Raw genomic sequence first — 23,763 nt, 5'->3', positions numbered from 1 at the left:
ACCGGGCGCGACTACGGTGGGCAGGTGACCGCTCCCCTCCTCACCGCTGCCGCCGTCGACGAGGCGGCAGCCGTGCTCGCCGGTGTCCTGCCGCCGACCCCGCTGCACCGCAGCGAGCGCCTGTCGGCCGCGACCGGCGCCGACGTCTGGCTCAAGCGCGAGGACCTGCAGCCGGTGCGGTCCTACAAGTTGCGAGGCGCCTTCACCCTCATCGCCCACCTCAGCGAGGAGCAGCGCGCGAAGGGAGTCGTCGCCGCCTCCGCGGGCAACCACGCCCAGGGGGTCGCCTTCGCCGGCCAGCGCCTCGGCGTCAAGGCCCGGATCTACCTGCCGCGCAACACTCCTCGGCAGAAGCGCGACCGCGTCGCAGCCCTCGGCGGCGGCATGGTCGACGTCATCGTCACCGGTGAGGTCTACGACGACGCAGCACGCGCAGCCGCGGCAGACGCTGCGGAGTCCGGTGCTGTCGTCGTGCCGGCCTTCGACGCCCTCGACACCATGGCCGGTCAGGGCACGGTCGCCGTCGAGATCGCACGCCAGCTCGGCCGCACCCCCGACCTCGTCACCGTGCCCGTCGGCGGGGGCGGGCTGCTCGGCGGGATGGCGACGTGGATGGCGGCCCACTCCTCGAGCACCCGGCTCGTCGGGGTCGAGCCCGAGGACGCCGCCTCGATGGCCGCCGCCCTGGCCGCCGGGGCTCCGGTCGACCTCGAGACGGTCTCCCCCTTCGTCGACGGGGCCGCGGTGCGCCGCGCCGGTGACCTGACCCACGCGGCCGTCGCCGCCACCGGCACCGAGCTGACGTCGGTCGCCGAGGGCGCCATCTGCGTCGAGATGCTCGCGATGTACCAGACCGACGGGATCATCGCCGAGCCCGCCGGTGCCATGGCGACCACGGTCCTCGCCGACCTCGACATCACGCCCGGGTCGACCGTCGTCGCCGTCGTCTCGGGCGGCAACAACGACGTCTCGCGCTACGCCGAGATCGTCGAGCGGGCGCTCATCCACGAGGGCCGCAAGCACTACTTCCTCGTCGACTTCCCGCAGGAGCCGGGCGCGCTGCGGCGCTTCCTCGACGAGGTGCTCGGGCCGGACGACGACATCGCCTACTTCGAGTACGTCAAGCGGAGCAACCGCGAGACCGGGCCAGCGCTCGTCGGCCTCGAGCTCGGCCACCCCCGCGACCTGCTGCCGCTGCTCGCCCGCATGGAGACCTCGCCGCTCACGATCGAGCGGGTCGACCCGGGCAGCCCGCTCTTCCGCTTCATCGGCTGAGGGCCTTCGGCGGAATACCCCCCGGGGGGTATCCTGTTGGCCAGTGCACGACCCCCAGGAGGATCACATGGCCGGCTACAGCGGCAGCAAGGACGACTACCTCAAGCGGCTGCGCCGCGTCGAGGGGCAGATCCGCGGCATCTCGCGGATGGTCGAGGAGGACACCTACTGCATCGACATCCTCACCCAGGTGTCGGCGGCGACCAAGGCGCTGCAGGCCGTGAGCCTGGGCCTGCTCGAGGACCACGTCGGGCACTGCGTCGTCGACGCCGCGAAGGAGTCCGACGAGGCCGCAGCCGAGAAGGTGGCCGAGGCCAGCGCCGCCATCGCCCGCCTCGTCCGCTCCTGAGCGGCGACGCGCCCCTTCGCCTCCCTGACCCGCCGCGCCCGAGCCGAGACAATGACCCCCATGAGCACCACCACCGCCCCCGATCCCGTCGCCGAGCCGGAGGCGACCTCGCGCAGCGTCGACCTGGCGATCACCGGCATGACGTGCGCGTCCTGCAGCGCCCGGATCGAGCGCAACCTCGGCAAGATCGACGGCGTCGAGGCCACGGTCAACCTCGCCTCCGAGCGGGCGACCGTCTCCCACCCGGCCGACCTCCCGGTGGACGAGCTCATCAAGACCGTCGAGGCCAGCGGCTACGGCGCCACGGTCATCGAAGGCGAGTCGCGCCTCACCCCGCCGACGCACACGCCGATCGCGCGTGCCGACCTCCAGCGGCGCGCGGCCGTCGCCGGTGGTCTCGCCTTCGTCGTCCTCGTCCTGGCGATGGGTCCGTGGGAGTCCGCGGCCAGTCCCTGGCTCCAGTGGCTGCTGACGACGCCGGTCGTCGGCTGGGCCGCGTGGCCCTTCCACAAGGCCGCCTACTCAGCCGCCCGCCACCTGCAGTCGACGATGGACACCCTCGTCAGCCTCGGCGTGAGCGCCGCCTACCTGTGGTCGACGGTGACCCTGCTCGCCGGGGCCGGGGTCGACGGGCACTACTACTTCGAGACGGCCGCGGTCATCACCGCCTTCCTCCTGATCGGGCGCTGGCTCGAGGCCCGGACCAAGGACGAGGGCCGCTCCGCCCTCACCGAGCTCATGGACCTCGGGTCGAAGGGAGTGGCCGTCCAGCGGATCGACTCCCGCAGCCGGGCGACGACCGAGGTCGTCCTGCCCCTCGAGGAGCTCCAGGTCGGCGACCACTTCATCGTGCGCCCCGGCGAAAAGGTCGCCACCGACGGTCGCGTCGTCGACGGCTCGAGCGCCATCGACACCTCCCTCGTCACGGGCGAGTCGGTGCCGGTCGACGTGCGCTCCGGTGACCGCCTCGACGCCGGCACGGTCAACACCTCGGGACGGCTCGTGGTGGAGGCGACCGCCGTCGGCGCCGACACGACCTATGCCCAGATCGTCCGGCTCGTCGAGCAGGCGCAGATCGGCAAGGCCGACGTCCAGCGGCTCGCCGACCGGGTCTCCTCCTACTTCGTCCCGGCCGTCCTGGGTCTGGCGCTGCTGACCTTCGTCGGCTGGTGGATCGGCTCGGGGTCGGCGACGACCGCGCTCGGGGTCGCCGTCACCGTCCTGATCATCGCCTGCCCGTGCGCGCTCGGCCTCGCGACGCCCATGGCGCTGCTCGTCGGCACCAGCCGCGGCGCCCAGCGGGGCGTGCTCATCAAGGGGGCACAGGTCCTCGAGGACACCCGTCGCGTCGACACCCTCGTCCTCGACAAGACCGGCACCATCACCACCGGCGTCGCCCAGGTCACCGACCTCGCGGCCTCGCCCGGCCTCCACCCGGCGGCCGTGCTCACCGCTGCGGCGGCCGTCGAGTCGGGCAGCGAGCACCCGATCGCGCGCGCCATCGTGCGCCGCGCGCAGGACAAGGGGATCAAGGTCCCGGCGATCCGCGACTTCGAGGCCCTCCCGGGCGCCGGAGCGGTCGCGACCATCAAGGACACGCGGGTCACGGTCGGGCGAGCCGACCTCTTCGACGAGGTGCCGGCCGAGCTGGCGACACTCGAGCGCCCGGGCACGACGGTCTTCGTCGGTTGGGACGGCGTCGCCCGGGGCGCGCTGACGGTGGCCGACGAGATCCGCGAGACCTCCGGCGATGCGATCCGCGCGCTGCGCGCCGAGGGGCTGCAGGTCTGGCTGCTCAGCGGCGACAACGAGCACAACGCCACGACGATCGCCGCCCAGGTCGGCATCGACCCCGAGCACGTCGTCGCCGACGTGCGTCCCCAGGACAAGCACGACGTCATCGCCGAGCTGCAGGAGCAGGGCCGGGTCGTCGCGATGGTCGGTGACGGGGTCAACGATGCCGCCGCGATCGTCAAGGCCGACCTCGGCATGGCCATGGGCACCGGCACCGACGTCGCCATGGAGTCGGCCGACATCGTCCTCGTGCACGCCGACCTCGAGTCGGTCCCGCGCGCGATCACGCTGTCTCGCGAGACCCTGCAGGTGATCAAGCAAAACCTCGGGTGGGCCTTCGGCTACAACATCCTGGCGATCCCGCTGGCGATGGCCGGACTGCTCAACCCGATGATCGCCGGCGCCGCGATGGCGCTGAGCTCGATCCTCGTCGTGCTCAACTCCCTTCGCCTGCGGCGGGCGATCACGGACTGAGCCGCGGGGCCGATCCGAGCCCTACGCCATTGCTCCACAGTACGGGTCGCCACACGACGGGCACCTGACAGCTTGACCGGAGCACTATGCCAACCCAACTCCGTCTCCTCCCCCGGACCGCATCCAGCCTGACCCACAGCACGGAGCAACGGCGTAGCCACCCAGCCGGCTCTTCCCCCTTCCCCCTTTCCGTTCGCCGTTCCCCCCAGCCAGCCAGGGCAGACGACCGGCCGGGCACCACCCCTGACAGGTGCCCGGCCGATCGAGTCCGTGGCCGCCGACGCCGCGGTACGGCGCCGGCGGCGAGTGCTCACAGCTCGGCGTTCCACGCCTCCTTGTAGGTGAGCTTGCCGCCCGTCTGCATCAGCGCCCGGCGGTAGATCCGCTCGGCGACGAGGATGACGCCGACGGTGACCGCCGCGAGGATCCCCAGGCTGATCAGGGCGTGCCACCACTGCGACTCGCCCGACACCAGGCGCATCGGCTGCAGCACCGCGGAGAAGGGCGGGATCCAGGCGAGGACCTCGGCGAGGCGGCCGGTGGCGAACATCGCGCCGAAGAACATGAACATCAGCAGCATCGTCACGGGCATCGACGTGGACTGGATGTCCTCCTGTCGCGAGGCGAGCGCGCCAGCCACCGCGTAGAGCGCCGCGATCAACGTGAAGCCCGCGATGAAGAAGACGACGAACCACGCCAGCCCACTCGTGAAGCTCGGCAGCATGTCACCCCAGTCGGTGAAGCTCACCCCGATGACCGCCACGGCCGCGTAGAGCAGCAGCTGGGCCACCGCGAGCACGACGGCCGCGATGAGCTTGCCGAAGAGCAGGTGTCGTAGCGGGATCGACGTCGCGATGATCTCGACGATGCGCGACTGCTTCTCCTCGGTGACGCTCATCGCGAGGTACATCCCGAAGATCACGGCCGACATGTAGAAGAGGATCGCCATGCCGAAGCCCACCGCCTTGGCGATGCCCTGCTGCTCCGCGTCCCCGTCGAGGATGTCGGTCGTGACGGCGGTCCCCTGCTGGAGGGTTGCGACATCGGTGCCTGCCTGCTGCGCGTTGGCCGCGAGCACCGTGCTGCTCACCGTCTCGGTGGCGATGTCCCGCAGCCCCGAGCTGACCTCCGAGCGGCCGACGAGCTCCCAGCCGTCGTCGGTGGGGTGCAGCCAGGCGTCGGCGGACTCGTCCATGACGGCGGCCTCGGCGGCCCGGGCGTCGTCGACCTCGACGAGCTCGATCGTCACCTTGTCGTCGATGTCCGGCGCGGCCGCGACGATCGACTCCCCCATCTGCTGCGACTGGGTGGTGACGGCGAGGTCGTAGGTGACCTCCTTGTTGGCATTCCACGCCTGGAAGCCGAAGACGGCCACGAGGATGACGAGCGACAGCAGGGTCGACCCGATGAAGGTCTTGTCCCGCAGCCGCACCGACAGCTCACGCTGGGCGACGAGGGCCCAGGCGCTGCGGGTGGAGGTGGACTCGGCGCCCGATCCGGTCGAGGTGGGCGAAGGGGAGGTCGTCGCGGTGCTCATGCCGTCACCTCCCGGTAGACCTCGGACAGCGGCGGCACGATCGGCGTCAGCTCGGTGACGCCACCACGGCGCAGCCCCTCGGCGAGGACCTCGCCGAGCACCCGCTGGCGCTCGGCCTCGGAGTCGCCGGTGAGGTCGAGGACGGCCGTGGGGCCGTCGACGTCGAGGGTCGTGACCCCCGACAGGTCACGGACCCAGCCGGCGTCACGGACCGCAACGAGCTTGTGCCGGCGCGGGGCGCCGCCCCGCAGCTGCGTCGGGGTGCCGGTCGCCCGCACCGTCCCCTTGGCGAGGATGACGAGCTGGTCGCACAGCCGGTCGACGAGGTCGAGCTGGTGGCTGGAGAAGAGCACCGGCACACCGCGTGCCGTGTGCTCGCGCAGCAGGTCGGCCATCGAGTCCACGGCGTCGGGGTCGAGGCCGGAGAAGGGCTCGTCGAGGATCAGCGCGGCCGGCTCGATCATCAGCGCGGCCGCGATCTGCACCCGCTGCTGGTTGCCGAGCGAGAGCGACTCGACCGTGTCGTCGGTGCGCTCCCCCAGGCCGAGGCGCTCGAGGAGGGTCATGACCGACTCCCGGGAGCGCCGGGCGCTCAGGCCGCGCAGCTGACCGAGGTAGATCAGCTGATCGGCGACCTTCTGCTTGGGGTAGAGCCCGCGCTCCTCCGGCATGTAGCCGATGGTGCGCTGGTCGGCGGCGGTGATCGGCCGGTCGCCCCAGAGGACCCGCCCCTCGGAGATCGTGAGGACGCCCATGATCATGCGCATCGTCGTCGTCTTGCCGGCGCCGTTGCCTCCGACGAAGCCGGTCATCTGTCCCTGCGGCACCGTGAAGTCGACGTGGTCGACGGCGGTGAAGTCACCGAACCGTCGCGTCAGCCCCTCCACGGTGATCGTCTGCGATGTCCTGTCCATGGCCCCAACGCTAGGGACGAAGGGAGTCCACGGGATCCGTCTCCGGGGTGGTCTTGGCCCTCCCCCTGCGGGGGGAGGAGCCTCAGCCCCCGCCGACGACGCCCGACTCGTGGGCGATGATCACCGCGCCCACCCGGTCTCGCACCTGGAGCTTGGCGAAGATGCTCGACACGTGCGTCTTGACCGTCGCCGCGCCGATGACGAGGTCGGCGGCGATCTCGGAGTTGGAGCGCCCGGCCCCGATGAGCCGCAGCACGTCGAGCTCCCGGTCGGTCAGGTGCGCCAGCAGCTCGGCGTGGGCACCACCGGTGGGTGCCCCGGTGCCTGTCGCACCCGCTCCCCCGCCGGCTCCCGGCGGTGACATCTGCTCGATGACCCGCTTGGTCACCTCGGGCGCGAGCAGCGCGTGACCGTGGCCGACGGCACGCAGTGCCTCGACGAGCTGCTCGGCCTCGGCGTTCTTGAGCAGGAACCCGCTGGCCCCGGCCCGCAGCGCGTCGAAGAGATAGCTGTCGGCGTCGAAGGTCGTCAGGATGATGACCCGACCGAGATCCTCGGCGACGATCTCGCGGGTCGCGGCGATGCCGTCCATGACGGGCATCTGCACGTCCATGACGATGACATCGGGGCGCTGCGCCCGGGCGAGCTCGATGGCCTCGCGCCCGTCGGCCGCCTCACCGACGACCTCAAGGTCGTCCTCGACCGAGAGCACCATCGCGAAGCCGGACCGGATGATCGGCTGGTCGTCGACGAGCAGCACGCGCAGCACCTCGCTCATCGCGCACCCCCGGAGCGCAGGGGGATCCGCGCCCGGACGCGATATCCGCCCAGCGGGCGCGGCCCGATCTCGACGCTCCCGTGGTGCGACTGGACCCGCTCGCGGATGCCGAGCTGGCCCATGCCGGTGCCGGAGGTCCCGGGGCGCGGCCGCCCGTCGTCGGTGACCTCGACCTCGGCGTGCTCGGCGTCGACGCGCACGGTCACGCGGGCGGTGCGGGCGGTCGAGTGCTTCGTGACATTGGTCAGCGCCTCCTGGGCGGTGCGGTAGAGCGAGTGCCCCACCGAGGCCGGCACGGCCTCGACGTCACCCTCACGAGCCTCGACGAGCTCGTGGACCACGGTCAGACCCGACCCGCTGCGGGCCCGCGCCATCTCGGCGATGTCCCCGAGGGTCGGCTCGGGCGCGTGATCGACTGCGCCGGTAGGCGACTCGCGCATCCGCAGGGTGCCGAGGAGCCCACGCATCTGGGTGACGGCGTCGCGGCTGCCACCCTCGATCCGGGCCAACGCCCCCTTCGCCGCCTCGGGGTCACGGTCCATGACGCGACGGGCCGCGGCCGCCTGCACCCCGATCCCGGAGACGTGGTGCGCGACGACGTCGTGCAGCTCACGGGCGATGCGCAGGCGCTCATCGATGACGGCGCTCTCGCGCAGGCGTTCGGTCTGCTCGCGGATCGTGACCGTCTGCTGCTCGAGGCGCGCGCGCTGGCGTGCGGAGCGCCAGGCGACCTGCCCGCCGAGGACGGCCCCGCCGAAGTAGAGGACGTTGATGACCCCGAGCATGAGCGGGGCGGCGATGGTGGCCGGCACCCACGCGTCGGGGTCGCTCGCCGCCACCATGTCGCTGAGAACCTGGCCGACGGCGATGCCCCACACCAGCCAGAGGAACATCAGGAAGAGGACCACCGCGTAGACCGCCGCCATCGCCCGGCGGCTGCGCGCCCAGGCGACCCCGCCGAGGATGACGAGGAAGTAGGCGATCTGGGTCGACAGCAGGCTGGCCATGAGCGGCTCGAGCGTCGAGATGGCCCAGTAGGCGATCGAGGCGCCGATGACCGTGGTGAGGGGGAGGCGGCGCCGGGTGAGCAGGAAGAGCGCGGGGACGGCGGTGTAGAGCCACTGCTGCCAGCGGGGGGCGTCGATCTCGACGAGCCCGCCGAGCGCGCGCATCAGCTCCAGGACGAAGAGCGAGGCGGCGACGACCGCGAGGGTGAAGAGGACGTCACCGCGACTGACGGTGCCGCCGGGGCGGACCCAGTCGTCGTCGAGGGCGAAGAACTCGCCGAGGCGATCGAGCCGGGCCATGGGAGGGCGGTCAGAGGGTGACCGGACCACCGGGGGTGTTGAAGGTGACCGACATCAGGCCGGGGGTGCCGTGCGGCGCGACGAAGTCGAAGGTGATGACCGAGGAGGTCTCCTCGGGCGGGAGCCCTCCGAGCCAGTCGGTGACCCGGGCCTGGTCGCCGGCGATCATCAGCGAGGAGATCGTCACCTCGGTCGAGGCCTCCTCGGAGGGGTGCGGCGAGCCCTCGCCCCACTTGACGAAGAAGGGCAGCTGCGGGTCGGCGAGTGTGCCCTTGATGCCGATCTGCTTCCACAGGAACTCGCGGCCGTCGGAGAGGCGCCGGTTGCCCGCGACCGCCTTGCGGTCGAGGCGCTCCTCGACGGCCTCGATCTCCTCGTCGACCCGGATGACCCAGCCCATCCAGCCGCCGCCGGCCTCGGAGCGGGCGCGCACGACCTGACCGAAGGGGGCCTTGTCGGAGCTCGGGTGGTCGAGGACCTCGACGATCTCGACGTAGCGCTCGTGGGCGAGCGGGAGGATCATGTTGCGCGTGCCGAAACGCGGGTGGATCCCGCCGTCGACGGGCGTGACGCCCAGGGCCTCGCCGAGGCGCTCGGCCGTGGCCTTGACACCGGACTGGTCTGCAGCATAGGAGACGTGGTCAACGCGCATGCAGGCATCGTGGCACAGGGCGGGGCCACCCCCGTAATCGGGGTGGTTCAGGACGTCCGGCGCTGACGCACGGCCTCGTAGACGACGATCGCGGCCGAGGTGGCGACGTTGAGCGAGTTCGCCTGTCCCACCATGGGGATCCGCACGCGGTGCTGGGCCCGGGCGAGGGCGGCATCGGTCAGTCCGTACTTCTCGGAGCCGACGGCGACGGCGACCGCGCCGGTGAGATCGGCGTCGGTGTGCTCGACGTCGGTGTCAGGGGTGGTCGCGACGACCTCGACCCCGTGCTCGGCGAGCCAGGCCCACGCCTCGTCGGTGCTCGCGGCCGCGACAGGCACCGAGAAGACCGTCCCCTTGCTCGAGCGGATGACGTTGGGGTTGCCCCAGTCGGTCACCGGGTCCGCCGAGAGGACGAGCGCGACGCCGGCGGCGTCAGCGGTGCGGAGCATGGCGCCGAGGTTGCCCGGCTTCTCCACGCCCTCGCACAGCAGGACGAGCGCGCCGTCGGGCAGCTCGACGTCCTCGAGGCGGCGGCCGGGAGCGGGCACCTTGGCGAGGATCCCGTCGGGCCCCTCGCGGTAGGCCACCTTGTCGAAGGCGGTGCGCCCCAGCTCGACGATCTCGGCCCCCAGGTTGCGGGCGCGCTCGACGAGCGCGGCACCGACCTGCGGGTCGAGCATGAGCTCGGGGCAGTGGAAGAGGGCGAGCGGCCGGACCCCGGCGTCGAGCGCGAGGGTGGTCTCCTCGAGACCCTCGACGAGGGTGGTCCCGGTGGCCTCACGGGCCCGGCGACGACGCAGGGTGACGAGGTCCTTGAGGCGTTGGTTGGCCGGTGAGGTGATGACGAGATCGGACATGGCGGGTCAAGCATGCCGCACAATCGGTGGATGCCGACCGACCGCCGCGTCTCCCCCCTTCGCGTCGTCGCTGCGGTGTCGGCCATGACCGCCGTCATGCTCCTCGTCGCGGCGCTGGGTGAGTGGGCGATCCTCCCCTCCGCGACGCTGCGCGAGCTCGACGAAGGGAGCGCCTCCCGGGCCACCGCGGTCCTCGCCGACCACGACCGGCTCGGCACGGCGGCGCACGTGTGGGCCGCGCTCAGCGGACCGTGGGTCGTGCACCCGCTCGTCGCGATCTGGGCCGGGGTGCTCGTCGCCCGGCGACGCCTCGCCCTCCGCGCCGCGGTCGTCACCGTCGCGGTGGGCGTGCTCGGGTGGGCGCTCGGTGCGGTGTGCAAGGAGATCGTCGACCGCCCCCGCCCCAGCGTCGCGCTCGCCGAGGTCGGCAGCTGGTCCTACCCGAGCGGGCACGCGACCAACATCGCCCTGGGCGCGGTCCTGCTCGTCTCCCTCGCGCGGCTGGCCGAGCGCGCCTGGGTCCGCTGGGGCACCACGCTGCTCGCGCTCGCGGCCGTCGCCCTGACGGCCGCCGACCGACTCCTCCTCGGGGTGCACTACGTGAGCGACGTCGTCATGGGACTGACCCTCGGCGCCGCCGCCGCGACCCTCGCCCTGGCGTGCCTCCCGCTTCGCCGCGACGCTGCATTGCCGTAGGGCAATGCGCGTCCTGCCCGCATTGCCCTACGGCAATGCGGGCACCGGGGTCTCGCCCAGCCGACCGTCGCGGATCTCCCAGCGGCGGGTGAGGCCCAGTCGGCCGAGGAAGTCCTCGTCGTGGCTGACGACGAGCAGGGCCCCCTCGTAGGCCGAGAGCGCGTCGACGAGCTGGTCGACGCTGTCGACGTCGAGGCTGTTGGTCGGCTCGTCGAGCACCACGAGCTGCGGCGCCGGGTCCGCGAGCAGCACCCTGGCCAGCGCCACGCGGAAGCGTTCGCCGCCGGACAGGCCCGCGACCCGCCGCTCCGCGAGCGCGCCCCGGAAGAGGAATCGCGCCAACGACGCCCGCACCTGCTGCGGCGGCACCGTCGGGGCCGCCGCCCGGACCGTCTCGAGGATCGTCAGGTCGCCGTCGAGCTCGATCCGCTGCGGCAGGTGGCCGATCTCGTCGATGCGCCCGACGAGTCGCGCCACCGGCTCCACGCGCGTCGGCAGCCCGAGGACCTCGCGCAGGAGCGTGGTCTTGCCGGCGCCATTGGGCCCGGTGAGCGCGATCCGCTCCGGCCCGCGCACGACGACATCGCGAAGGCGTCGTCCAGAGGTGTGACGGAGGAGCCTCGAAGGGGGGGCCGCGGTCACCTTGTCGGGACCGACCGGCCGCAGGGTCAGCACCGTGCGCCCTGCCGGCACGCGGGTCGCGGGTAGCTCGATGCGCACCGAACGGTCCTCGCGGACCCGCGCCTCGGCGTCGGCGAGCGAGGACTTGGCCCGCTGGAGCCGGTCGTCGTGGATGTCGCGGTGCTTGGCGGCGGACTTTTCCGCCTGCATGCCCCAGGTCTTCATGATGATCCTGGGCGCGCGCTTGCTCGCGGAGTCGCGGTCGGCAATCCGCTGCCGGCCGGCGAGCTTGAGCTCGGCCTCGATGCGGTCGCGCTTCTGCCGGCGCAGGTCCTGCTCCGCGGCCTGCACGGCGTCGGCGGCGGCCTGCTGCTCGGCGTCGATCGCCGCGCGGTAGACCGACCACGGCCCGTCGAAGCTGCGCAGCTCCCGCCCGTGCACCTCGACGATCCGGTCGACGTGCTCGAGCAACTCGGTGTCGTGGCTGACGACGACGAGCGAGCGCTGCGTCGGCCACGCGTCGACGGCGGCGACGAGCCGCTCCCGGGAGGCCCGGTCGAGGTTGTTGGTCGGCTCGTCGAGCAGCGCGACGTCGGCCCGCTGCAGCTGGAGTGCGGCGAGCCCGACGGTGACGACCTCACCCCCGGAGAGGGCGCCGAGCTGCCGGTCGAACAGCTCCGGCTCCGCGGGTAGACCGAGCATCGCGAGGGCACTGAGAGCCTCGGCCTCGATGCCCCAGCGGCCTTCTGCCGCATCGAAGTTCGCCCCATCGAGCGAGCCCGCCTCGATGGCGCTGATCGCGCTCAGGACGGGCGCGATGCCAAGCGCCTCGGCCACGGTGCGGGTGGTGTCGAGGCCGAGCTGCTGCGGCAGCGTGGCGACCGTGCCCGCGACGTGCACGGCGCCGGAGGTCGTCGTGAGCTCGCCGGCCATGAGGCGCAGCAGGGTCGTCTTGCCCGAGCCGTTGCGTCCGACGAGCCCGGTGCGGCCGTGGCCGAAGGACCCGCTGACGTCGTCGAGGGCACGGGTGCCGTCGGGCCAGTCGAGGGTGAGGTGGGTGAGGGTGACGAGGGCGTCGGCCCCCGGGGTGGGTGCTGACATGGGTGATCTCCTGCCGTGGCGGCGAGCGCACGCCGACGGGACTCGCGGTGCGTGGGCCGCGGTCGGTCGCGCTGGTCAGTCGCGGGAGATCTGGTGCCGCATCGGGCGGGTCATCACCTCTGGTCGGGGGGACCGGGCGCTGTCACCGACCGGTCGGACCCGACAAGGGTAGGGACTCCCCCTTCGTCATGGCAAAGGGTTTACGCCGAAGGGGAGGTCAGATCCGCTGGTGGCGTGCCCGGGAGAAGCAGTAGAGGCCGAAGGCCACGAGACCGGCCGCGACGACGGTGAGCAGCGCGGGGCCGAAGGGCTCGTCGCGCAGGGACTTCAGGGCACCGTCGAGGCCGTCGGCCTGCGAGGACTGGTGCCGGATCGCGGCGATGACGAAGAAGACGCCGACGAGGGCGAGGACGGCCCCCTTCGCCGGGTAGCCGACCATGCCGGCCACCGTCGCGAGGCGCCCGGGGTGCTCCTCGAGGTCGTCGAGGAACGTGCGGGTGACGCCCTTGTAGACGTGGTAACCACCGACGGCGATGATCGCGACGCCGACAGCACCGACGAGGACCTGGCCGGCCGGCGCCTGCATGAGGGTCGCGGTGACGTCCTGGGAGGACTGCTCGGAGGACGAGGACGACCCCGACCCGACGGCGAAGCGCCCCGCGGTCCAGGCGAGCGCGGCGTAGACCACGGCCTTGGCGAGCGCCTTGACCCGGTCGGTGGCACCGGAGTCGCCGCCGGTCGGCGCGACCGCCACGGTCAGCTGCCACAGCACGAGGCCGGCGAGGGTCACGGTGATGACCCACATGAGCACCGTGCCGGCGGGGTTGCTCGCGAGCGTCGCGAGGGCGCCGGACTGGTCGGCCTGCCCGCCTCCGCCCCAGCCCACGCGGCCGGCGGTGTAGCCGAGGACGATGTGCAGCAGGCCGGAGGCGGCGAAGCCGACGCGAGCGAGGGCTTCGAGCGCCGGGTGGTCGCCCACCGTGCGCACTGCGTCGCGCGCGTCGTCGATGTCAGGGGTGCGGGTCACGAGGACATGATGCCCCCGATGTGCCCCCGGTCAGCAGAGCGGGCGAAGGGCGTCTGCGAGACCGTCGTCGTCGACGGGCCCGGTGGTCTCGTCGGCGGCGGCGACCACCTCCGGCGGGGCGTCGCCCATGGCGACGCCCCGGGCCGCCCAGCGCAGCATCTCGAGGTCGTTGCGCTGGTCGCCGGCGGCGAAGGTGTGCGAGGGCTCGATCCCGAGCTTGCGGCGGACGAGCTCGAGGGCCGACCCCTTGGACACGCCCTCGGGCGCCAGGTCGAGCCACGCGGTGTAGCCGACGGCATAGCTCACGCCGTGCAGGCCGATCCGCTCGACGAGCTCGAGGAAGTCCTCGCTCTGCCCCTCGGGGTCGTGGAAGGTCACGCGGGTCGTCGGGCGGGAGACGAGCTCCTCGAAGGGGACGACGACCTGCTCGCCCTGCAGCACGCCCTCGGGGTAGGGCCGGGCCACCTTGAAGCCGACGCCGACCTCCTCGACCGCGACGAGGATGTGCGGCGCGTGCTCCATGACGAGGGTCAGCGCCTGCCGCGGGTCGAAGGTCACCGTCTCGTCGATGGTGTAGCCGTCGGGGGCGGTCGGGTCGAGGCGGATCGTCACGGCGCCGTTGGAGCACACGGCGAACCCGTGCTGCAGGTCGAGCAGGCGCAGGATCGGCAGCGTCGCGACGACCGATCGGCCCGTCGAGATGACGATCTCGTGGCCGGCGTCGGCGACGGCCCGGATCGCCTCTCGGGTGCGCTCCCCGAGCTCTCCGGCGTGGGTGACGATCGTGCCGTCGACATCGAGGGCGACGAGGTGCGGCTCCATGGGTGGAACGCTACCTGCCGACTCTGCGACACGTGGCGGCCGCCGAGCAGACCCGGCGCGCTGCCGAAGTCCCTCGTCGTCGCGTGGTTGCGTGGTCGTTCTCGACTTCGGCTTGATGCTGCGCCGGGCCTCCTCTGCGTCCGCGCCTGACTCAGCCCCGCGCCGAACCCAGCTTCCAGTAGCCGGAGAAGGTGATGGCCCGCTTGTCCATCCCGACCTCCTGCACGAGGTGACGCCGAAGGGAGGTCGCCAGCCCCGACTCCCCGCACAGCCACGCGTAGTCCAGGTCGGCAGTCAGGTCCGGGGCGGTCGCGAGCGCGGCGAGCACGGCGGTGCCCGGCGCGGCGTCGCCGCGCTCGTGGACGGTCACCGCAGCCGGGAGGTCGAGCCCGTCGAGCACCACGCGGGAGCCGACCTCGACGTGCGCCTCGATGCCCTCGCCGAGACCCGGCAGCCCCCGACGGAAGCGCTCCTCGAGGATCGCGAGAAGCGCGGGCACGGCCGTCTCGTCGGCCACGATCAGCTGGCGCGGCGCCTCCCAGGTCGAGTAGAGCGCGCCACCGGAGCGGAAGCCGGCGACGTCGCCGACGGCCGCGGTCGTCGCCCAGGCCGAGCCGGGACCGGAGTCGCCGTGGGTGACGATGTCGACGTCGAGCTCCCCTTCGTCCCGGCGCAGCGCGCGCACGGTGTACCAGCGCAGGCCCGGCTGCTCGCTCTCGGGCATGTCGGCGATGGCGGTGCGCACATTGGTCCGCTCGGGGTCGGGCAGGTGCAGCCGGCCGTCGGCTCCGGGCATGAGCAGGCCGAAGTACTCGTCGGGGCCGAGCAGCTCGTAGCGGGTCAGCTCCGGCGCGCTCAGGGTGATCCGACGCATGACGGGGTTGAGGTCGACGACCCGCGACACCGTGACGGTGAACTGCGACTCCTCCGGACGCTCCGCGTAGTCGGCCATCGTGCGCCGCGCGTAGGCGCGGGCGGCGCCGAGGACGACGCGGTCCTTGAGCTCGGCGATCTTCATGACTCTCCTGGTGCCGGAATCGACTGACTTAGGAGAGCCTAACCTCTAGCCCCGGCATTTCCCTAGGCCGGTACCCACCGCTCCCTGAGGAGGTCGCTCAGCGACCGTCTCGAAGGGCGCCCGCCTCGTGGACTCAGGCGAGCCCGAGCTCCTCGAGCCCGAAGACGTGGCGGTACTCCAGGCCGGCCTCGGCGAACTTCTCCGCGGCACCGGTCGCCCGGTCGGCGATCGTCGCGACGGCGACGACCTCGGCGCCCGCCTCGCGGGCGGCATTGGCGGCCTCGAGGGGCGAGCTGCCGGTCGTCGAGGTGTCCTCGACGATCAGGACGCGGCGACCGGAGATCGACGGGCCCTCGATGCGCTGCTGCAGGCCGTGCGCCTTGCCGGCCTTGCGCACCACGAAGGCGTCCAGCCGCTCCCCCTTCGCCGCGGTGGCGTGGAGCATCGACGTGGCGACCGGGTCGGCGCCGAGGGTCAGCCCACCGACGGCGTCGAAGTCCAGATCGGCGACGAGGTCGAGCATGACGCGACCGACGAGCGGGGAGGCCTCGCCGTCGAGGGTGATGCGGCGCAGGTCGACGTAGTAGTCGGCCTCCTTGCCGGAGGAGAGGGTCACGCGTCCGTGGACGATGGCCTTGTCCTTGACGATCTCGAGCAGGCGGGCGCGGTCGGCAGCGATGTCAGTCACGCCCGCAGTCTATGGACTCCGTCGCCGCCGGCGTCGCGTGCCGGTGGCAGACCGCGCCGGGCCCGCAGGCGCCGCCCCCGAAGGGGGATCCGCGAGCGCTCTGGCACCTCCCCTTCGCATTGCCCTACGGCAATGCAGTCACCTGCGCGCATTGCCGTAGGGCAATGCAGCCTCCCCTTCGCATTGCCGTAGGGCAATGCAGTCTCCGGCGAAGGGGAGGTCAGTCCGGCTTGCGGTGCAGCGCCGTGATGCGCGGGTTGCGCACGATGGCGCGCGGCAGGTGCCGGGCCACGGCGACGATCGCCTTGTACTGCGCGCTGGGCACGGAGACGACCCGCCCGCGCTCGGAGTCGGCGAGGGCCTGGCGCACGAGATCGCCCGCGTCGAGCCAGAAGGGCCCCGCGCGCTCGCCCTTGTCGATGCCCGCGCGCTCGTGGAACTCCGTGCGCACGTAGCCGGGCAGCAGCGCCATCACCTGCACGCCGGTCCCGGCGAGCTGCCCGGAGAGGGACTCGGTGAAGGTCGTGACATAGGACTTCGCCGCGGCATAGGTGCCGCTCGCGCTCAGGCCGGCGACGGACGAGACGTTGATGATCTGCCCACTCCCCCGCCCCACCATCGCGGTCGCCGCCGCGTGGCTGAGGACGAGCACGGCCCGCACGAGCACGTCGAGCAGCTGCTCCTCGGCCTCGACGGCACTGTCGACGAAGCGTGAGTTCAGCGAGTAGCCGGCGTTGTTGACGAGCAGGTCGACCGGCCGGGCCGCGTCACGCAGCCGCTCGGCGACCCGCTCAAGCTGCGCCCGGTCGGACAGGTCGGCCGGCAAGACCTCGACGGCCACGCCGTGCCGACCCGAGATCTCGCCGGCCACGGCCGCCAGCCGGGCCTCGTCGCGGGCGACGAGGACGAGATCGACCCCCTGGGTCGCGAGCTGCTCGGCGAACTCGCGCCCGATGCCGGCGGTCGCACCGGTGACCAGTGCCGTGCTCATGCGCCCAGGGTCCGGTCGAAGAGCTCGCGCAGCTCGCGCCAGTGCCGGTCCTCGCCCGCCTGCTGGTGGCTCGCGGTGTCGGTCATCGTGTAGCCGTGCGGGGCGTCGGGGTAGACGGCGGTCGTCGCGGTCAGCCCGTGCTCTGCGAGCGTGCGGTCGAGCAGCGCAACGCTCTCAGGCGGCATCGACTGGTCCTTGTCGGCGTGCCCGTAGACGAACTCCGCTGTGGCAGAGACGAGTCGCAGGTGCGGGCTGTCCGGCTCGTCGGTCGCCAGGCGGGCGCCGTGGAATCCGCCGCACGCCGCGACGCTCGGCTCGAGGCCGGCGACGCGGGTCGCGAACTTCGCCCCCATGCAGTAGCCGGTGACGCCGATCGGCCCGTCGGTCACGCCGTCGAGCGCCCGCAGCGCAGCGACGTAGTGCGGGGTGTCCCGCTCCATCGCCGGCCCGTCGAGCGCGGCGAGGTAGGGCGCGGCGACGGCCCCGTAGGCGGCCCGCTCCTCGGGGATCCGCAGGTCGGTGCGGGGCGTGGTCTCGGCCGCCGTGCCGGAGCGGTACATCGTGTTGGGCGCGAGGACGATGTAGCCCCACGACGCGATGCGGTCGGCCATCTCCTCTATGCGGGCCCGCAGCCCGAGCGCGTCGATGCACAGCAGGATGCCGGGGTGCGGCTGGTCGTCGGGCCGCGCGACGACGGCCTCGGCCGTCCCGTCCGCAGCCGGGATCTCGATGAAGGGGCGCATGCTCCGCACGCTAACGACCCCCCTTCCCCGTGGCCAGCCGCCGGTCCCGCGTCGTGAATGCGACGCGCAGCGCGGACCCGAGCATCACGGCGTGCAGCGCCGCGCCGCCCAGCCCCGGCCCGGGCCGACGCCCCAGCAGAGCGTGACGTCGGCGTCGATGCCGGCGGTGGCTAGGGTGGCGCCCGTGCGTATCGCGACCTGGAACGTCAACTCCATCCGCTCCCGCGTCGACCGCGTCGAGGCCTGGCTGCAGCGCAGCGACGTCGACGTGCTCGCCATCCAGGAGACCAAGGCCAAGGAGGAGCAGTTCCCCTTCGACCGCTTCCGCGACCTCGGCTACGAGGTGGCCCACCACGGCATCAACCAGTGGAACGGCGTGGCGATCCTCTCCCGAGTCGGCCTCGACGACGTGGCGATCGGCTTCGACGGCGACCCCGGCTTCGGCGACCCCGTGGCGCCCGAGGCGCGCTCGATCGGCGCGACCTGCGGTGGCGTGCGCGTGTGGTCGCTCTACGTGCCCAACGGCCGCACCCTCGACGACCCGCACATGGCCTACAAGCTGGAGTGGCTGGCCCGGCTGCGTGACCGCGCCGTCGAGTGGGCCGCCGACGGCACCCCGGTCGCCCTCTGCGGCGACTGGAACGTCGCGCCGCAGGACGAGGACGTGTGGTCGATGGAGTACTTCACCGACAAGACGCACGTCTCGCCGCCGGAGCGGGCGGCCTTCCACGCCTTCCTCGAGTCGGGCTTCACCGACGTCGTGCGCCCGCACGCCCCCGGGCCCGGCACCTACACCTACTGGGACTACCAGCAGCTCGCCTTCCCCAAGCGGCGCGGCATGCGTATCGACTTCGTCCTCGGGTCGGCGTCCTTCGCCGAGCGGGTGAGCGGCGCGGCGATCGACCGCGAGGAGCGCAAGGGCAAGGGCGCGAGCGACCACGCGCCGGTCATCGTGGGCCTCGACGGCGACGACGGCGCGGCGGTGGACAAGACGGCCGAAGGGGGTTCCGCCCGGTGAGCGCGGACCCTCACGTGACCACCTTGGTCGCCCCGGACGGGGCGCGCATCGCGGTCCGTGAGCACGCGGCCCCGGCCGATGCCGCGCAGGGCCCGACCCTCGTCCTCGCCCACGGCTGGTGCCTCGCGGCCGAGACGTGGGACCGCGTCGTCGCGGAGCTGCAGGCCCGCCGGCCGCACCTGCGCGTCATCACCTACGACCAGCCGGGGCACGGGCTCTCGACGCCGGGCCGCGACCGACGGGTCAGCCTCCTCGACCTCGGCGCGATCCTGCGCGGGGTCGTCGCCGAGACGGCTCCCGAGGGCGACGTGGTGCTCGGCGGGCACTCGATGGGCGGCATGACCGTCATGGCGCTGGCCCAGCTCGACCCCAGGTTCTTCGCCGAGCGGGTGCGCGGCGCCGCGCTCGTCGGCACGGCAGCCCACCTCGGCACCCGTCGTCCTGTCCCGGGCGAGGGCATCGCCATGGCCGTCCTCGGGCGTCTGCCGGCGACTGCCCGTGGCCTGCCGACGACGGCGCGCCTCACCGCGGCCAACCTTTTCGGGCCCGACCCTGACCGGGCGGCGGTGCGCGCCACGGGCCGGCTGACCAGCCGCACCCGGGCCAATGTCGTCGCCGACTGGCACCGCGCGATCGGCGAGCTCGACTTCCGGGAGCACCTCGCCCCCTTCGCCGGGGTCCGCACGGTCGTGCTCACCGGCGCCCGCGACCGGCTGACGCCGGTGTCGGCGGGCCGACGACTGGCCGCGGGCATCCCGGGCGCGCAATTCTGGTCGCTGCCCGGCGTCGGCCACATGATCACCTACGAAGCGCCGGCGATCGTCGCCGACAAGGTCGAGCTACTCCTCGACGCCCCAGCTGCGAGCGATCGAGCCTGAGCCCTCGCGGCGGCGGAGCCCGAGGCAGACGAGCGCGAGGACGGCGCCGAGCGCCGCGGCCCCGGCCGCCCCGAGGAAGACCGTGTGCACCTGCAGCAGGGCCGCGTCGAGCAGCGCCTGCGCGTCGGTCTGCTGCTCGCGCGGCAGCGCGTCGACCGCCTCGTAGTAGCGGTGCAGGCCGACGCCGGTGAGCAGAGCGAGGCCGACGACCATCCCGACCATCCGGCTGACGACGACGAGGCTGCTCGCCGTGCCGTGGGCGTGCTGCGGGGCGTCGGCGAGCGCGGCGTCGTTGACCGGCGCGAGCGCCATGCCCAGACCGAAGCCGACGACCGCGAGGGTCACGGTCGCCGAGACCCGGGCGAGCGAGCCGTCCTCCCAGCCGGACATGACGAGCAGCCCGACGGCGGCGAGCGCGAGGCCGACTCCGGCGGAGAGCCCGTCACCGACCCAGCGCAGCACCCAACCGCCGACGAGCGCGCCGACGGGGACGGCGACGAGGAACTTCACCAGCTCCATCGCGGCGTCCGTCTGGGAGCCGTCGGTCGTCAGCCGGGAGAAGAGCGGGACGTCGACGACGACCGCGACGAGCGCGACACCGACGAGCAGGGAGATGACGAGCGACCAGCCGGTCCGGCCGCGGACCGTGCCGCGGGGCACGAGCGGGGCCGCCGCGGTCCGGTGCCGCCACACGTAGAGCACCGTCGCGATGACCGCGACGGGGAGCAGGGCGTAGCCGAGCGGCCCGACGACCTCGGTCTCGGGGTCGGCGGAGCTGAAGGTCAGCACGACGCACCCGAGGGCGGTGCCGAGCAGCAGCGCCCCGGGCAGGTCACTCTCGCGCAGCGGTGGCCACCAGCGGCGCACGGTGAGCCCGGCGAGCAGCAGCGCGAGCAGGAGTGTCACCAGGCCGATCGGCGTCACGAGGCGGTTGTCGCCGGCGAAGGGGACGAAGGGCAGCCCGAGGTAGACATCGGTCGCCAGCGCCCGCGGTGCGGCGAGGGTGAGCCAGAGCAGGCCGACCGTGACGACACCCAGCCCCGCCGCAGGCCACGATCGGTCCCGGCCCTTCGACGGGCTTCGGCCGCGGGTGGCCTCGTTCCTCAGGGACCGGGAGGCCAAGGCGATGGCCACCCACAGCACGACGCCGAGCACGACGTTGAGCCAGAAGATCGCCCGCCAGTCGGCGACGAGGAGGACCGCGGCGCCGAGGAGCGGACCGAGGACCGAGCCGAGCTCCTGGACGGCGCCGACGACACCGAGGGGCATCCCCCTTCGGCCCGGCGGCCAGAGGTCGGCGACGAGCGCGAGGGTCGCGGGGACGAGCCCGCCACCCCCCACGCCCTGCACGACGCGGCCGGCGACGAGCACGTCGAGGCTCACCGCGAGGGCGGTGACGCCCGAGCCGATGACGAAGACGACGAGGCAGCCGAGGAGGATCCGCGAGCGCGGGACGAGGTCGGCGAGGCGGCCGATGAGCGGGAGGACCGCGATGTAGCCGAGAAGGAAGCCGGAGATGATCGGCGCGGCCCGCTGGAGGTTGTCCAGACCGAGGCCGACGCCGCTCATCATGTCGGTCAGGGCGAGGACGACGACGTAGGTGTCGGCCGCGGCGAGGGCCACGGCGGTCGAGGCGAGGGCGAGCAGGACCCGCGGGTCCCGCCCGGTGACGGCGGCAGTGACGGGCGTCGACACGTCAGGAGGAGGGCTTGGTGATCTCGACGTTCTTGCCGTAGTCCTTGAGCCGCAGCGTGTAGGTCGTCTCCGACTCCTTGTAGAAGTCACCGGTGATCTCGACCTGCCGCAGCTCACCGCTGTCGGGCTCGATGCCGTAGGTGACGTCGAAGGTGTCGCCGCCCTCCGCAAGGCCGAAGAGCCGCTCGATGTCGGCCTTGGGCACGGTGCCGGTGTACTCCTGGAGCACGGTGTCGCCGTCCCGGGTCTTCTCCCCCGCCTTGGCGTCCTCGGTGTTTTCGAGGATCTGGTCGACACCGCTGCCGGTGCGGAAGAACTCGGCGGGGTTGGGCGCGCCGAGGTCCTTCATGTCGACGGGGTTGAAGTCCTTGGTGAAGAAGGACATCCACGTCTTGTCGTCGATGGCGATGATCTCGACCCCGGCGGAGGCGCCGTCGATGACGCCGGTGACCTGACCCTGGAACTTCGGGGTCGTCTTGTCGACGATGCCGGAGCCGTTGGCCGCGGAGACACCGTTGCGGCCCTTGGGGATCGCCGAGGACTTCAGGTCGAAGGTGACCGTGCCCGAGTCGACGTAGATCGTGCGGGCCTTGTCGAGGGCCTCGGTGGGCGGGGTCGCCTCCTCGAAGGCCGAGCACCCCGCAGCCATGGTGAGCACGAGGGGCACGGCGGCCAGCACTGATCGACGTCGCATGGCCGCCAACCTAACCGCTGGGTCACCCCGGGGGCGAGAGCCTGCGGCCCCCCTCACACCGGCGTGGCGAAGGGGGCCGCAGGGATCGTCAGTCGATGTCGGGCGCCTCGCACTCCACGTCGTCGGGGTCGTCGGTGTACCCGCACAGGTTGAAGAGGACGTCGAACTCCTGGTGGTGACTGTCGCCGTCGATCTCGTAGGTGACCGTCACCGAGCGCACCGTCGTCGGGCCCTCGTTGTGGGTGACCACGGCACCGACGAGCGACCACGGGACCTTGGCCGGGACCGGCCCGCTGGGCAACCCCTGGTGGAAGTTGTCGCGGTCCTGCGGGTACTCCTTGAAGGACGGCTCCGGGGGGGAACTCGTCCACTGTGATGGCCCCGATCGACGCCTTGGAGTCCAAGAACCCGACGTCGACGAACTCGACACCGTCGTCGGCGTCCATCTCGACGTCGGTGATCCGCGGGTTCTTGCCCGGTGTGGTTGCCATCAGGGTGGTGAGCGAGTACGCCATCGGCTTCCCCCAACCTCGACGGACACGCCGGTGGCACTCCCGCTCACCGGGCCATCCCGCCCATCAGTGAGGTAGTCCCTCGCCCCACGACCCGACAGCCGAGCACGCTCCCGACAGACCGATGCCCAGTCCGACGGCCAGAACCGCGAATCGTCTCGTCATGCGGCCCCCCTTGTCCGGAGCCCTCAGTATCGCGCGCCCGACCAGAGCCGGCTCGTCGCCACCTTCAGCGCGGGCAAAGAAGCCGCCCGCAGCACCTGCCCGCGCAGGTGGCGACGCCGGGCGAAGGCGCGGGGAGCCCCCTTCGTCCCGTGGCGGTGGACCAGATCGGCGAGGACGGCCGCGTCGGCGAGTGCCTCGTTGGCCCCGCGCCCGAGGTTGGGGCCCATCGCGTGGGCCGCGTCGCCGATGAGGACGAGGCCGTCGTCGACCGGCGTGCGCAGGGGCGGGGCGAGGAGGACCCGCTGGGCATCGGCGGCGTCGCCGACCGCCGTCAGCACCTCGCCCACCCGGGGGTCCCAGTCGGCCAGGTGGCCACGGACCAGGGCGACGGCGTCGTCCCGGTCGACCTCCACACCCCGGTGGTCGCCGCGCACGGCGGCGAACCATGCCGCGCCCTGCGGCCCGGGCGTCACGCCGAAGAGCCCGCCGCGCCCCCACCACTCGGTCGCGGTCGTGACGGGCGGGCCGGGCAGGTGGCCGCGCAGCGCGATCCAGTCGGTGACGACGGGTGCCGCCCCCTCGAAGGCGTGCTGCCGCACCGCCGAGCGCACGCCGTCGGCGCCGACGACGAGGTCGGCCCCGACCTGACGGGCCAGTACCCGGGGGTCGGTGACGAGCTCGGTGAACCGAGTGACGGCCGGCGGCAGGGCGGCCTCGAGCGCCGCCACGAGGTCCGGGCGGGGGGCAAACCACAGGCGCGGCGCACCGTGCCCAGCCGGCCGCAGCTCGTGGATCGCCCGGCCATCGGCCCGCCGCAGGGCGCCGCCCGTCACGGGCAGCGATCGCGCGCGGACCCGGTCACCGACGCCGATCGCGTCGAGGGCGTCGCGCCCGCCGCGCCACAGGGCCAGGACCGTGCCGGCTCCGGCCCGCTCGGGCCGCTCCTCGACGAGGGTCACGCGGACCCGGCGGGGGTCGAGGGCGGCGGCGAGGGCCAGGCCGGCGATGCCGCCACCGACGACGAGGACGTGTTCGCGAGCTCGCACGCCCCCAGCCTGCCAGCCCCGGGACGAAAAGGAAGTCCCCGGTGCCGGCAGCCCCTCATGGGGACCTGCCGGCACCGGGGACTACCGGTTCAACGCACAACCATCCGGCGC

23 protein-coding genes are annotated in these 23,763 nt (G+C 72.9%); 6 read left to right on the top strand and 17 right to left on the bottom strand.

What is annotated here, in order from left to right; all coding sequences use genetic code 11:
- Positions 1–24: 24 nt before the first annotated feature.
- The 3 genes from ilvA (at position 25) to B9B60_RS02935 (ending at position 3,892) form a co-directional block, all read left to right on the top strand.
- Positions 25–1,275 carry a threonine ammonia-lyase IlvA gene (ilvA, locus tag B9B60_RS02945; RefSeq protein WP_084449902.1) on the top strand — a complete coding sequence of 417 codons (1,251 nt, stop codon included), beginning with the start codon at positions 25–27 and terminating at the stop codon, positions 1,273–1,275.
- Between the two features lie 67 nt (positions 1,276–1,342).
- On the top strand, positions 1,343–1,624 hold the full coding sequence (locus B9B60_RS02940) for a metal-sensitive transcriptional regulator (protein WP_072625692.1): 282 nt from the start codon (positions 1,343–1,345) through the stop codon (positions 1,622–1,624).
- Positions 1,625–1,684: 60 nt separating this feature from the next.
- Positions 1,685–3,892 carry a heavy metal translocating P-type ATPase gene (locus tag B9B60_RS02935; RefSeq protein ID WP_084449786.1) on the top strand — a complete coding sequence of 736 codons (2,208 nt, stop codon included), beginning with the start codon at positions 1,685–1,687 and terminating at the stop codon, positions 3,890–3,892.
- Between the two features lie 310 nt (positions 3,893–4,202).
- On the opposite strand, the gene B9B60_RS02930 is transcribed toward B9B60_RS02935, so the two are convergent.
- From B9B60_RS02930 to B9B60_RS02905, 6 genes are all read right to left on the bottom strand, one after another.
- Positions 4,203–5,429 carry an ABC transporter permease gene (locus B9B60_RS02930; protein WP_084449785.1) on the bottom strand — a complete coding sequence of 409 codons (1,227 nt, stop codon included), beginning with the start codon at positions 5,427–5,429 and terminating at the stop codon, positions 4,203–4,205.
- Entirely contained in the window at positions 5,426–6,343 is a 918-nt protein-coding gene (locus tag B9B60_RS02925; RefSeq protein ID WP_072625695.1) for an ABC transporter ATP-binding protein, read from the bottom strand. The genes B9B60_RS02930 and B9B60_RS02925 overlap by 4 nt, the downstream gene beginning before the upstream one ends.
- An 82-nt stretch (positions 6,344–6,425) precedes the next feature.
- A complete protein-coding gene (locus B9B60_RS02920; protein WP_084449784.1) occupies positions 6,426–7,121 on the bottom strand; it encodes a response regulator in 696 nt (231 codons plus the stop codon).
- Positions 7,118–8,428 carry a sensor histidine kinase gene (locus B9B60_RS02915; RefSeq protein WP_084449783.1) on the bottom strand — a complete coding sequence of 437 codons (1,311 nt, stop codon included), beginning with the start codon at positions 8,426–8,428 and terminating at the stop codon, positions 7,118–7,120. Before B9B60_RS02915 ends, B9B60_RS02920 begins: the two co-directional genes overlap by 4 nt.
- Before the next feature lie 10 nt (positions 8,429–8,438).
- Positions 8,439–9,080: a VOC family protein gene (locus B9B60_RS02910; protein WP_084449782.1), complete on the bottom strand. Its 642-nt coding sequence runs from the start codon at positions 9,078–9,080 to the stop codon at positions 8,439–8,441.
- A 47-nt stretch (positions 9,081–9,127) separates the two neighbouring features.
- On the bottom strand, positions 9,128–9,937 hold the full coding sequence (locus tag B9B60_RS02905) for a TrmH family RNA methyltransferase (protein WP_084449781.1): 810 nt from the start codon (positions 9,935–9,937) through the stop codon (positions 9,128–9,130).
- A 30-nt stretch (positions 9,938–9,967) separates the two neighbouring features.
- Between B9B60_RS02905 and B9B60_RS02900 the strand changes: the two genes are divergently transcribed.
- On the top strand, positions 9,968–10,633 hold the full coding sequence (locus tag B9B60_RS02900; RefSeq protein WP_159451138.1) for a phosphatase PAP2 family protein: 666 nt from the start codon (positions 9,968–9,970) through the stop codon (positions 10,631–10,633).
- A gap of 27 nt (positions 10,634–10,660) precedes the next feature.
- Here B9B60_RS02900 and B9B60_RS02895 read toward each other — a convergent pair whose 3' ends face one another.
- The 7 genes from B9B60_RS02895 to B9B60_RS02865 all read right to left on the bottom strand — a co-directional run bounded on the left by B9B60_RS02895 (position 10,661) and on the right by B9B60_RS02865 (position 17,644).
- Positions 10,661–12,355, bottom strand: a complete 1,695-nt coding sequence (locus B9B60_RS02895; RefSeq protein ID WP_084449779.1) for an ABC-F family ATP-binding cassette domain-containing protein — start codon at positions 12,353–12,355, stop codon at positions 10,661–10,663.
- 217 nt (positions 12,356–12,572) lie between these two features.
- Positions 12,573–13,382: a DUF1206 domain-containing protein gene (locus B9B60_RS02890; RefSeq protein ID WP_234993710.1), complete on the bottom strand. Its 810-nt coding sequence runs from the start codon at positions 13,380–13,382 to the stop codon at positions 12,573–12,575.
- A gap of 30 nt (positions 13,383–13,412) precedes the next feature.
- Positions 13,413–14,204 (bottom strand): HAD family hydrolase, encoded by a 792-nt coding sequence (locus B9B60_RS02885; protein WP_084449778.1) that lies wholly within the window; start codon positions 14,202–14,204, stop codon positions 13,413–13,415.
- Between the two features lie 151 nt (positions 14,205–14,355).
- Complete coding sequence (locus B9B60_RS02880; protein ID WP_084449777.1) at positions 14,356–15,222, bottom strand: siderophore-interacting protein; 867 nt, start codon at positions 15,220–15,222, stop codon at positions 14,356–14,358.
- Positions 15,223–15,355: 133 nt separating this feature from the next.
- A complete protein-coding gene (pyrE, locus tag B9B60_RS02875; protein ID WP_072625704.1) occupies positions 15,356–15,910 on the bottom strand; it encodes an orotate phosphoribosyltransferase in 555 nt (184 codons plus the stop codon).
- A gap of 220 nt (positions 15,911–16,130) precedes the next feature.
- Positions 16,131–16,901, bottom strand: coding sequence for an SDR family NAD(P)-dependent oxidoreductase (locus B9B60_RS02870; RefSeq protein ID WP_084449776.1), 771 nt, complete (start codon positions 16,899–16,901; stop codon positions 16,131–16,133).
- A complete protein-coding gene (locus B9B60_RS02865) occupies positions 16,898–17,644 on the bottom strand; it encodes a dienelactone hydrolase family protein (protein WP_200811131.1) in 747 nt (248 codons plus the stop codon). Before B9B60_RS02865 ends, B9B60_RS02870 begins: the two co-directional genes overlap by 4 nt.
- Positions 17,645–17,828: 184 nt before the next feature.
- Here B9B60_RS02865 and B9B60_RS02860 point away from each other — a divergent pair, with 184 nt between their 5' ends.
- Both B9B60_RS02860 and B9B60_RS02855 read left to right on the top strand, forming a co-directional pair.
- On the top strand, positions 17,829–18,662 hold the full coding sequence (locus B9B60_RS02860; RefSeq protein WP_084449900.1) for an exodeoxyribonuclease III: 834 nt from the start codon (positions 17,829–17,831) through the stop codon (positions 18,660–18,662).
- Positions 18,663–18,676: 14 nt separating this feature from the next.
- Entirely contained in the window at positions 18,677–19,540 is an 864-nt protein-coding gene (locus tag B9B60_RS02855; RefSeq protein ID WP_159451137.1) for an alpha/beta fold hydrolase, read from the top strand.
- Here the strand turns inward: B9B60_RS02855 and B9B60_RS02850 are convergent.
- The 4 genes from B9B60_RS02850 to B9B60_RS02835 form a co-directional block, all read right to left on the bottom strand.
- Positions 19,502–21,235, bottom strand: coding sequence for an MFS transporter (locus tag B9B60_RS02850; protein WP_072625708.1), 1,734 nt, complete (start codon positions 21,233–21,235; stop codon positions 19,502–19,504). The two genes, B9B60_RS02855 and B9B60_RS02850, sit on opposite strands and share 39 nt — an antisense overlap.
- Before the next feature lies 1 nt (position 21,236).
- Complete coding sequence (locus B9B60_RS02845) at positions 21,237–21,929, bottom strand: LppX_LprAFG lipoprotein (RefSeq protein ID WP_083546208.1); 693 nt, start codon at positions 21,927–21,929, stop codon at positions 21,237–21,239.
- A gap of 88 nt (positions 21,930–22,017) precedes the next feature.
- Entirely contained in the window at positions 22,018–22,230 is a 213-nt protein-coding gene (locus B9B60_RS02840) for a hypothetical protein (RefSeq protein ID WP_084449773.1), read from the bottom strand.
- A 399-nt stretch (positions 22,231–22,629) separates the two neighbouring features.
- Positions 22,630–23,652, bottom strand: a complete 1,023-nt coding sequence (locus B9B60_RS02835; protein WP_159451136.1) for an FAD-dependent oxidoreductase — start codon at positions 23,650–23,652, stop codon at positions 22,630–22,632.
- Positions 23,653–23,763 lie beyond the last annotated feature (111 nt).

Source organism: Janibacter indicus, assembly GCF_900176385.1.
Lineage (GTDB): Bacteria > Actinomycetota > Actinomycetes > Actinomycetales > Dermatophilaceae > Janibacter > Janibacter indicus.
The sequence above is the reverse complement of the archived record's forward strand: the minus strand, read 5'-3'. Positions and strand labels throughout refer to the sequence as shown.

What these genes read in the sequence shown, in the direction of transcription:
- B9B60_RS02940 (WP_072625692.1), top strand. Translation starts at nt 1,343, where the DNA reads ATGGCCGGCTACAGCGGCAGCAAGGACGACTACCTCAAGCGGCTGCGC.
- B9B60_RS02930 (WP_084449785.1), bottom strand. Translation starts at nt 5,429, where the DNA reads ATGAGCACCGCGACGACCTCCCCTTCGCCCACCTCGACCGGATCGGGC.
- B9B60_RS02905 (WP_084449781.1), bottom strand. Translation starts at nt 9,937, where the DNA reads ATGTCCGATCTCGTCATCACCTCACCGGCCAACCAACGCCTCAAGGAC.
- B9B60_RS02910 (WP_084449782.1), bottom strand. Translation starts at nt 9,080, where the DNA reads ATGCGCGTTGACCACGTCTCCTATGCTGCAGACCAGTCCGGTGTCAAG.
- B9B60_RS02915 (WP_084449783.1), bottom strand. Translation starts at nt 8,428, where the DNA reads ATGGCCCGGCTCGATCGCCTCGGCGAGTTCTTCGCCCTCGACGACGAC.
- B9B60_RS02920 (WP_084449784.1), bottom strand. Translation starts at nt 7,121, where the DNA reads ATGAGCGAGGTGCTGCGCGTGCTGCTCGTCGACGACCAGCCGATCATC.
- B9B60_RS02880 (WP_084449777.1), bottom strand. Translation starts at nt 15,222, where the DNA reads ATGAAGATCGCCGAGCTCAAGGACCGCGTCGTCCTCGGCGCCGCCCGC.
- B9B60_RS02935 (WP_084449786.1), top strand. Translation starts at nt 1,685, where the DNA reads ATGAGCACCACCACCGCCCCCGATCCCGTCGCCGAGCCGGAGGCGACC.
- B9B60_RS02845 (WP_083546208.1), bottom strand. Translation starts at nt 21,929, where the DNA reads ATGCGACGTCGATCAGTGCTGGCCGCCGTGCCCCTCGTGCTCACCATG.
- B9B60_RS02885 (WP_084449778.1), bottom strand. Translation starts at nt 14,204, where the DNA reads ATGGAGCCGCACCTCGTCGCCCTCGATGTCGACGGCACGATCGTCACC.
- B9B60_RS02900 (WP_159451138.1), top strand. Translation starts at nt 9,968, where the DNA reads ATGCCGACCGACCGCCGCGTCTCCCCCCTTCGCGTCGTCGCTGCGGTG.
- B9B60_RS02925 (WP_072625695.1), bottom strand. Translation starts at nt 6,343, where the DNA reads ATGGACAGGACATCGCAGACGATCACCGTGGAGGGGCTGACGCGACGG.
- B9B60_RS02895 (WP_084449779.1), bottom strand. Translation starts at nt 12,355, where the DNA reads ATGTCAGCACCCACCCCGGGGGCCGACGCCCTCGTCACCCTCACCCAC.
- B9B60_RS02865 (WP_200811131.1), bottom strand. Translation starts at nt 17,644, where the DNA reads ATGCGCCCCTTCATCGAGATCCCGGCTGCGGACGGGACGGCCGAGGCC.
- B9B60_RS02870 (WP_084449776.1), bottom strand. Translation starts at nt 16,901, where the DNA reads ATGAGCACGGCACTGGTCACCGGTGCGACCGCCGGCATCGGGCGCGAG.